Below are 7421 nucleotides of genomic sequence, written 5' to 3'. Positions count from 1 at the left end.
CAGCCGCGTGATTGCGGACTGGATCGGTTGGTACAACCACCAACGCCCTCACCAGGCGTTGAACATGAAGACCCCCGCTGAGGCTTATGCTTTAGCAGCCTAACCTGTGCAGAAACTGCTGGGTCAATACAACCTTGGCCTTGAAGGCTGGACTGTGGGAACGGCGGCTACGCCGCCCGGATGACTTCTTGTTCATCGCGAAACTCCTTCTCGCTGGACCCCGTGGACCAGCCGGTTTGCCCGGAGTCTGCTTTATCTCACCTGTTCAGATTTGCGGAGCCACTTCTGAGTAAGAAGTGAATCTGGCGCTAGCCCTCGTAGGATATGCGCAGGCAGCTATTGACTTTTTTATTGGTCGTGGTGATTGTCCTCACGGCTTGCGCTTAGAACCACCCGCACGCGCAGCACACCAAATCTCGCCGCCACGCCATCGATGCACATGTTGCGGATCAAGATCGAGCGCACTCACAATCTCGTTCAAGTCCTCTTCGTAGAAGATTCGGCCGTCATCCAATAGCAATTCAATCTCCAGCACGCCTGGTTCGTACCCTTCTTCACCTATCCGCGCAAATGCGCCTGTTGCTAGCCTGAAGTAAATGCACCTGAAGATCGATGCAAAGTCTCCCTTTCCTTCCTTGTATTTATACGGCTTTGTTGACAGCCGCTGCGCGATCAAATCAAAATTTCCGGGAAGGCGTGCTGCAACAGATAGCTGAAACTGTGGCGACGGCTTTGGTAGCGTCGTGCTCTTTATCACTTCCATTTCTTGAATCCTTCCAGTCACTTCTTACAGGGAACATTCTTGTCGTACTGGTGATTTGACATGACGTAGTGCATAGCCTCAGCGGCAAGAACGACGCCGATTGGTGCGCCCGTCTTTTTGCCTCTTCCTGTTTCAAACCAAGTCGTTTGCCCATTCCCATCGCTAAGGTAGAAGGTTTCCAAAGCAGTCGCAATTGCCAAGCGTCCACCTCGCGTGCGAGCAAGCTCATTAACCTTGGACATAAACTGAAGCTTCTTCCGCTTCTTGAACACAACTTCGATTGCGCGCGCTCCAATGTTCACAGTCGTCACAAATCGGCCGAGGCGCCCATGCAGTAGGTGATGATCAGGCACCGAAATGGCTACTAAATCCATTTGACTTTTGGCTCCGCACATGTACTCCGGGATGACGTGATGGTCTTCGGTCTTACCAGAGACAAATCTAGACATGACCGCAGCAGATACCTCTGCACCCCCTATCGTTCCAGCATACGCACTCACCAATTGGGCAAGCAGCATTTCGTACAGGCTGGGCGGACCATCAACGTTATCGTTTTCACCAAAAATTCTGTCTTGCAGAAAGCCGATGGCTTGGTCCTTTGCAACGTTCATCAAGATGCCTTGCACATCCATCCCCGCGCCAATTTCTCCCAAGCTCATCATCCCACTTGGATCAGTCCTCTGAACGGGATCGCTACTCGCATAGGCATACCGATTGAGTGACTTTGGATCCCTCTGCCTCCCCTCGAACGGATCCGCACTGATGAACCGCCCGATCTGCGGGTCGTACCAGCGCGCGCGCAGGTACAGCAACTGGCTGTCCTGATCCCAGTACTCCCCCGCAAACAGATGGCTTTGCTGCCAGCCGCCGACGGGGGCGTTGGTGCCCGGCCAGGGGCAGCAGATCGGCCTGGAGGACCGGTCCCGGACTCTGACCGGTGGCCGCATCGATGCGAACCTGGCGCACCAGGCTGTCACCGGTGGGGGTGGCGGTGGCGCCGGTTGTCCCGTGCCAGGCGGTGATCTGGCTGGACAGGGTCTGGGCGGGTGGGCCAGAACGCTATGCCCGTGATAGCGAAAGGCGACCTTATTACGCTGGGTATGGGCTGTTTTTGCCTTGAATCAGGCAAAAGAGCGGCCTGGGGATGGTTGCGCTGCGATTGAACTGCCCCGCATGATCCGGTGTTGCCTGGGCGAGGTGATGACAGCTCGGGATCGCTGCAGGCAGTGACGATCAGGAGACCCGCCATGCCGACAGGGCTCGCACTACGTTTCCATCCGCAACAGCAAACGGCTGTCAGTGGCAGGCATCGAGCCCTCGGTGGGCAGCATGGGCGACAGCTAAGACAACGCCTTGGCCGAGACGATCAACGGGCTGTACAAGGGCGAGGTGATTCACCGGCGGTCATGGCCCTTCCACGAATCGGTGGAACTGGCGTGGTGCGCGCCTTCGTGGAGCTGCGCGGCATGCTCTCAAGCAACCGCGAATTGGCCGGCAAGGTGTATGCCCTGGAGCGCAAGGTATGCGTGCACGAGCGCAATTTCGCCGAACTGGTGAACTCGATGGCCGATCTGATGGCCGCACCCCCACCGCCGTCCAAACGCTCTATCGGGTTCCTTCCACTGGAAAAGAAGAGGGCCAAGCCGGCCGGCAAGGCAGCAAGCAAGGCGGCGGCTCGCAGGAAGGCTTGAGGTCGCAATTTGCGCCCTTAAAGGCGGGCCCGCTCCGGCGCTCCAAGGTGGTCACGAACTGTGACCACTGAGTACGGCGCGGTGGCACTGGCCAATGTGCTGGCCTCGGCGCAGGCCGTTGAGATGGGGATTTGCGTGGTGCGCGCCTTCGCGCGACTGCGCCAGGCAGCGGGCCTGCATGCCGACCTCGCCAAGCGGCTGCTCGAACTGGAAGAGAAAACCGAACGGTTGGAGTTGTCTCACGACACCTTCAGCCGCAATACTCGCAATCAGCCGCGCCAGGTGTTCGAGGCGCTGCGCGAGCTCATGACACCGCCCGAGCCGGCCAAGCGGCCTATCGGATTTGTGACGCCTGAAGAGAAGAAGAAGCCGCCAACAGGGAAGGCGGCGACGCGCAAGAAAGCTTGACTGCTGCGTTTTTCTGCGGCTTAGCAGCTAACCCGCGCGACAGCTCGGGTTAGGGTGGGTTTTCTTCAAGTGATGATGGGATTGGGATCGAGATAGACAGCATCGAACCTGAACCCTTTGAGCTTCGCGGCCTTCACGCGCTGAACGAACCGCTCGGACACGAAGTAGGCAACATCGCTGTGGGGCAGTACGAACAGGTCCCGATCCCCCACTTTCTCGTCGATGAAGTTCCATTTCTTGATGGTATAGACCACCGCGCCGTCCAGGCGCTGCTCGGCCGGAATGTGCTGGGCCAGCTCTAGCGGGTGCTTCAGGCACACCGAGCCCTCGCCCAAGCTGTCCCAGCCTACCTGCTCCCTGCAGACCGCCATGAAGTAGGTGTCCCCCGGCGCATCCTCCAGGTGCACGGGATACAGCTCGGCATGCCGTGCCCAGATGTCGGCCATTTCCTTGGCGGCGCGTGGACTGATGATGTTGGCCAAGGCACTGCTCGGCGCGTCTCCGATTTTGCGCGGCTTTCGCAGCACCGGGCCTTCGCCCAGGTATTGGCGCAGCATCGGCGCCTTCCATTGGTCCAGCGGCGGCAGAGGGTCGCCTAGCGTCTCGTCATACCAGGTAACCTTTCTGTCGTCGGCGGCTGCCGCGCCGACATAGCCGGCGTACTTGGCGCCACCCCACCAGTTAAAGTACTTGGTCATTGGAGAGACCGAACGTTCAAGGCCACGAAGTTATTCGACAGCAGTTCGCGCCGGATGTCGTCCAGCGCCGAGATGATGTCTTCTCTCTTGTTCAGGCTATTGATCCGGTTGAACACTTCCCGCTCATAGGCCTCCGTGTACTTACCGCAGTGGATCATACCGATCACGTTGGTGGTCGGTCCACAGCCCGGCAAGAAGACGCCGTTGGCCGGCGAGTTGACAGATATGTTGTGGGCAGCCAACTTGTCGCGAGTTCTCTTGCCAGCGTCTGTCACCGCACCGACGATTTGATGCGCCTGCGAGCGGCTGGGCTTCATGATTCCAATCAGCTCCAAGTTCTTCGACAGCAACGCAGCGCTGGGGAAAGATCCAAGATCAATGTGCGGAATGATGTTCTTGCAGCGGAGCGCGTTGCAGAACACCTTCAGCTGCTGCCCAGCCTTCTGGCAAAGTGTCTTGCCGAAATTCGCGCACACAGGTCCGCAGCGATATCCTCCGCGGCCCCAACGTAGTTGCCGGTAACCAAGTCGAACGCGATCGACGCAGCCGTGTATGCCATGCTGACGTTATTCAGCGTGGTCATGGTTTCCCCCAGCGACATCTGCCCAGAGGCGTCGGTGTTGTGAACCGGGGCAGCATGGGAATAGCTGTACCGGTTCAATGATCGCGGATCCCTCTGCCTCCCCTCAAACGGATCCGCGCTGATGAACCGCCCGATCTGCGGGTCGTACCAGCGCGCGCGCAGGTACAGCAACTGGCTGTCCTGATCCCAATACTCCCCCGCAAACAGATGGCTTTGCTGCCAGCCGCCGGCGGGGGCGCTGGTGGGGGTGGCGGTGGCGCCGGTTGTCCAATGCGAGGGGGTTTGGCTGGACAGGGTCTGGCCGGCTGGGCTAAAACGCTATCTTAGTGATAGCGCAAAGCGACCTTCTTACGCTGGGTATGGGCTGTTTTGGCCTTGAATCAGGCAAAAGAGCGGCCTGGGGATGGTTGTGCGGCGATTGAACTGCCCCGCATGATCCAGTGTTGCGTGTGATCAGAACCCTCAAAGACCAAGGCGTGCATCGGCACCGCTTCGAGACACTGCAGCATGCCAGCCAAGTGATCGCCCACCGGATTGGCTTTTACAACCACCGGCGCCCACATCAGGCGCTGAACATGAAGACCCCCGCTGAGGCTTATGCCTTACCTGCCTGACCTGTGTAGAAGCCGCTGGGTCAATACAAGAGCAGCTTGGAACAGCCCGCGCAACTATTTTGCGCATGCCGCTACTTCAGCTCGAATCAATTCCAACAAACTGCTGGCAATCACTTGGCATTGGCTCAGTTCAAAATCTACCTCAACAATCTGGCCGACTTGACCTTGTGCAGAGGGGGTCAGATCGTAGCAAATGCACGGATCATCTGAATTAAGTGGGATCAGGTGTTTGCCAAAAATAGGCTTGGTGGTACCAGGCCACAACGTCCATTCTTCGATCAACTTCGCGCTCGCGTTGAGTTCTTTGCACTTCAAAAGCTTTTCATCGCTCAGACCGATGCCGCCGCGATTGCCGCTGGGAAAGCTCAAAAATTCATGCAATCCCAAGAACTCTTTCAGGTCCGCGGGTATGCGGATGCCGAGTTTTTTCTCCAGTGCGGCGATCTGATTAGGATTCATCGGGCCTTGACTTTGCTCGATTGCATACAAATAGCTTGATCGGCTTTGATCGAAAGTTCGAATCAATTGAGCGCAGCTCTGCTGCAAAGGGGTGCTTTGCAGATTGCTTGCCAGAAGTGTTTGCACCTTCAATTGAAGCCTTTCATCCGTGGGCAACTCGGCATCAGCTCCTGCGCCGCGAAACATCGGTGACTCTGAAATTCCTTGCAGTACTTCCAAAGCCTTGGCCAATTGCGCTTCCACTAATTGGACCTGCTCTTGCCGCGTTGGCTCGGGTCGTGCCAGGCGCGCTCGTTCAGCCTTGAGTTCCTTGCGGGCTTTTTTCAGGCCGTCCGCGAGAAATGCTTCTAAATCAGGGAAAACAACTTTTGCAATCCCTTTTCGGTAAGAGACGTTGACGATTTGATTGAGAACTCCGCCTGTGACGACGTCGGGGTCGGTGTCGATGCAATAGAAGCTGTCGTTGTGATACGCAAAGGGAAATAGTGCAGAGCTCAAAACGACTGGAGATTTCACTCCTGCCTCCGATCTAAACGGAGGGCAATGGCCGTCTAGTTCCATCCTGTTGTATGCAGATGCTTCCTCTGGAATATTTTCGAGTGTGCTAAAAAGAATAGTTCGCCACAGTTTGGTGGGGAAATCGTATTTGCCATAAAGATCCTCAAGAACACTGGGTACAGTGAAGTTTCCGCTTAACTTCTGTACTACTTCCGGGAAGAGTACTTTCTTAGAAACCATATTTACAGGCGGATCAGGGTATATTTCATTCGCAATTGCTATTAGTTCCTGTACCACATCGAAAATCTTTCGTGCTGTCATCTCACTCTTCCTGATCTATCAATATAAAAAGTCGGCGCGCCTGGCCACGCAACGTTCAAATATATAGATTGAGGCCCAACTGTTTTGACATCAGCCGCACTATAAAACCCACCCAATCTACCGCCTTGCAGTGACGACTCTGCCCTTGGCACCGGTGATAGAGAAACGCCATCTGTTTGCCACTGCAATTCGCCACCTTGCGCCGTGCTTGCATAGGGATGGGTGAGGGTTTTCTATTTTTGGAAGCCATCATGTGCACTCGACGCCTGTCGTTCCGCATACCGGACACGTGGCGAGTTTGTTGACACACGCGACGGTCACGCCACAGGTAGGGCACTTCCCGTAGTCAAGCGCTTCATCGTTCGATTGCTGCCAGTACATCTCGCTCGGCACACCCAGGAAGTGAACATACGGTTCCTTGTCCTCGCCCTTTTTCAAAGGAGGACCGAGCAAGCGCATACCTCTGGCCTATGTCGCCTGATGCGTCGAACTGCTGCGCGAACGCACCAAAGACACGGCTCAGCACCTCGATCAATTCACGCTCGTTCAGCGCAGAGAGTTGCGCGACAGTCATGTCGATTTCTGTTGAGGTCATGGCCATAGAAGCACCTTTCCATCGTTCAGAATAATCATGATCTTGTCAGGCATCGTTCCACCTGAACCGGCAGCACGCGCCAAGCCACTTTGGGCCTCTTCCGCAGTCAATCCGCCAGCTCGTCCGTCGATGACGACCTTGCTGGCTTGCTTCTTCCCGTCCCTGATGCTGGTTTTGACTGCATTACTCGTGGGCTTGTCGGGAGTCTTGAGTTCCCATTTGGTACCGCCGATGAAGAAGTCAGCCCCCTTGGTAGAGCTGCCGCCACGGATGTAGATGCCAACGCCTTGTTTCTCAGCAATTAATTCCGCCGCCTCAATTTCCTTGGGCAGTGGTGGCTTCGATTTGGGGTAAGCAACCTTACCACGGCTACCCATCTTCGAAGTAATCGTGAACGCCTTCTTGGCCAACTGCCCAATCGCCGCAGGCGCCAAGGAAGCAAGAATCCCCCACCCGTTAGCGCTGTCCCTCGATCCTCCATCCAAGGCGTCCGAGATGAGGTCAAAGCCAAAGTTGGCTTGCAGCGATCCCAAGGTCGATGCCATGTCTGACGCCCCGCTCAACTCACCCAAGCTCATACCACCACTCGGGTCCCTTTGGTGCACCGGATCACTATGCGCATAGCTGTACCGGTTAAGCGACCTCGGATCCCTCTGCCTCCCCTCAAACGGATCCGCGCTGATGAACCGCCCGATCTGCGGGTCGTACCAGCGTGCGCGCAGGTACATCAACTGGCTGTCCTGATCCCAGCACTTTTGGGTCCGCTTGAACGCCAGCCTTGGGGAGCGGTT

Annotated in this window: 11 protein-coding genes and 3 pseudogenes; 4 read left to right on the top strand and 10 right to left on the bottom strand. The window is 56.6% G+C overall.

The window, feature by feature from the left end:
* Positions 1 to 7 precede the first annotated feature (7 nt).
* The gene (locus AC2EBU_RS13325; RefSeq protein ID WP_484610925.1) at positions 8 to 103 is read left to right on the top strand and encodes an integrase core domain-containing protein; all 96 of its coding nucleotides are present in this window, start codon (positions 8 to 10) and stop codon (positions 101 to 103) included.
* 267 nt (positions 104 to 370) lie between these two features.
* On the opposite strand, the gene AC2EBU_RS13320 is transcribed toward AC2EBU_RS13325, so the two are convergent.
* Both AC2EBU_RS13320 and AC2EBU_RS13315 read right to left on the bottom strand, forming a co-directional pair.
* Positions 371 to 763: a hypothetical protein gene (locus AC2EBU_RS13320; protein ID WP_484610908.1), complete on the bottom strand. Its 393-nt coding sequence runs from the start codon at positions 761 to 763 to the stop codon at positions 371 to 373.
* Positions 764 to 780: 17 nt separating this feature from the next.
* Positions 781 to 1710, bottom strand: a complete 930-nt coding sequence (locus AC2EBU_RS13315; RefSeq protein ID WP_484610907.1) for an RHS repeat-associated core domain-containing protein — start codon at positions 1708 to 1710, stop codon at positions 781 to 783.
* Between the two features lie 307 nt (positions 1711 to 2017).
* Between AC2EBU_RS13315 and AC2EBU_RS13310 the strand changes: the two are divergent.
* A pseudogene (locus AC2EBU_RS13310) lies at positions 2018 to 2320 on the top strand (hypothetical protein); the annotation flags it as partial.
* Positions 2321 to 2514: 194 nt separating this feature from the next.
* The gene (locus AC2EBU_RS13305) at positions 2515 to 2862 is read left to right on the top strand and encodes an ORF6N domain-containing protein (protein ID WP_484610906.1); all 348 of its coding nucleotides are present in this window, start codon (positions 2515 to 2517) and stop codon (positions 2860 to 2862) included.
* Positions 2863 to 2927: 65 nt separating this feature from the next.
* Here the strand turns inward: AC2EBU_RS13305 and AC2EBU_RS13300 are convergent, their stop codons facing one another.
* From AC2EBU_RS13300 to AC2EBU_RS13290, 3 genes are read right to left on the bottom strand one after another with little or no spacing between them, the layout of a single operon-like run.
* Complete coding sequence (locus AC2EBU_RS13300) at positions 2928 to 3560, bottom strand: imm11 family protein (protein WP_484610905.1); 633 nt, start codon at positions 3558 to 3560, stop codon at positions 2928 to 2930.
* A complete protein-coding gene (locus AC2EBU_RS13295; protein WP_484610904.1) occupies positions 3557 to 4036 on the bottom strand; it encodes an AHH domain-containing protein in 480 nt (159 codons plus the stop codon). Before AC2EBU_RS13295 ends, AC2EBU_RS13300 begins: the two co-directional genes overlap by 4 nt.
* On the bottom strand, positions 3985 to 4437 hold the full coding sequence (locus tag AC2EBU_RS13290) for an RHS repeat-associated core domain-containing protein (protein ID WP_484610924.1): 453 nt from the start codon (positions 4435 to 4437) through the stop codon (positions 3985 to 3987). Before AC2EBU_RS13290 ends, AC2EBU_RS13295 begins: the two co-directional genes overlap by 52 nt.
* A gap of 155 nt (positions 4438 to 4592) precedes the next feature.
* Here AC2EBU_RS13290 and AC2EBU_RS13285 point away from each other — a divergent pair, with 155 nt between their 5' ends.
* Positions 4593 to 4757 carry an integrase core domain-containing protein gene (locus AC2EBU_RS13285; RefSeq protein ID WP_484610903.1) on the top strand — a complete coding sequence of 55 codons (165 nt, stop codon included), beginning with the start codon at positions 4593 to 4595 and terminating at the stop codon, positions 4755 to 4757.
* A 54-nt stretch (positions 4758 to 4811) separates the two neighbouring features.
* On the opposite strand, the gene AC2EBU_RS13280 is transcribed toward AC2EBU_RS13285, so the two are convergent.
* The 5 genes and pseudogenes from AC2EBU_RS13280 to AC2EBU_RS13260 form a co-directional block, all read right to left on the bottom strand.
* The gene (locus AC2EBU_RS13280) at positions 4812 to 6035 is read right to left on the bottom strand and encodes an SMI1/KNR4 family protein (protein ID WP_484610902.1); all 1224 of its coding nucleotides are present in this window, start codon (positions 6033 to 6035) and stop codon (positions 4812 to 4814) included.
* Positions 6032 to 6244: pseudogene (locus tag AC2EBU_RS13275) on the bottom strand (hypothetical protein); the annotation flags it as partial. The gene AC2EBU_RS13280 and the pseudogene AC2EBU_RS13275, both read right to left, overlap by 4 nt.
* A 146-nt stretch (positions 6245 to 6390) precedes the next feature.
* A complete protein-coding gene (locus tag AC2EBU_RS13270) occupies positions 6391 to 6636 on the bottom strand; it encodes a hypothetical protein (RefSeq protein ID WP_484610901.1) in 246 nt (81 codons plus the stop codon).
* The gene (locus AC2EBU_RS13265) at positions 6627 to 7175 is read right to left on the bottom strand and encodes a CdiA C-terminal domain-containing protein (RefSeq protein ID WP_484610900.1); all 549 of its coding nucleotides are present in this window, start codon (positions 7173 to 7175) and stop codon (positions 6627 to 6629) included. The genes AC2EBU_RS13270 and AC2EBU_RS13265 overlap by 10 nt, the downstream gene beginning before the upstream one ends.
* Before the next feature lie 48 nt (positions 7176 to 7223).
* Positions 7224 to 7406: pseudogene (locus AC2EBU_RS13260) on the bottom strand (RHS repeat-associated core domain-containing protein); the annotation flags it as partial.
* Positions 7407 to 7421: the final 15 nt, after the last annotated feature.

It is taken from the genome of Curvibacter sp. T50 (genome assembly GCF_057219955.1).
This window is presented reverse-complemented; position numbering and strand designations above follow the sequence as displayed.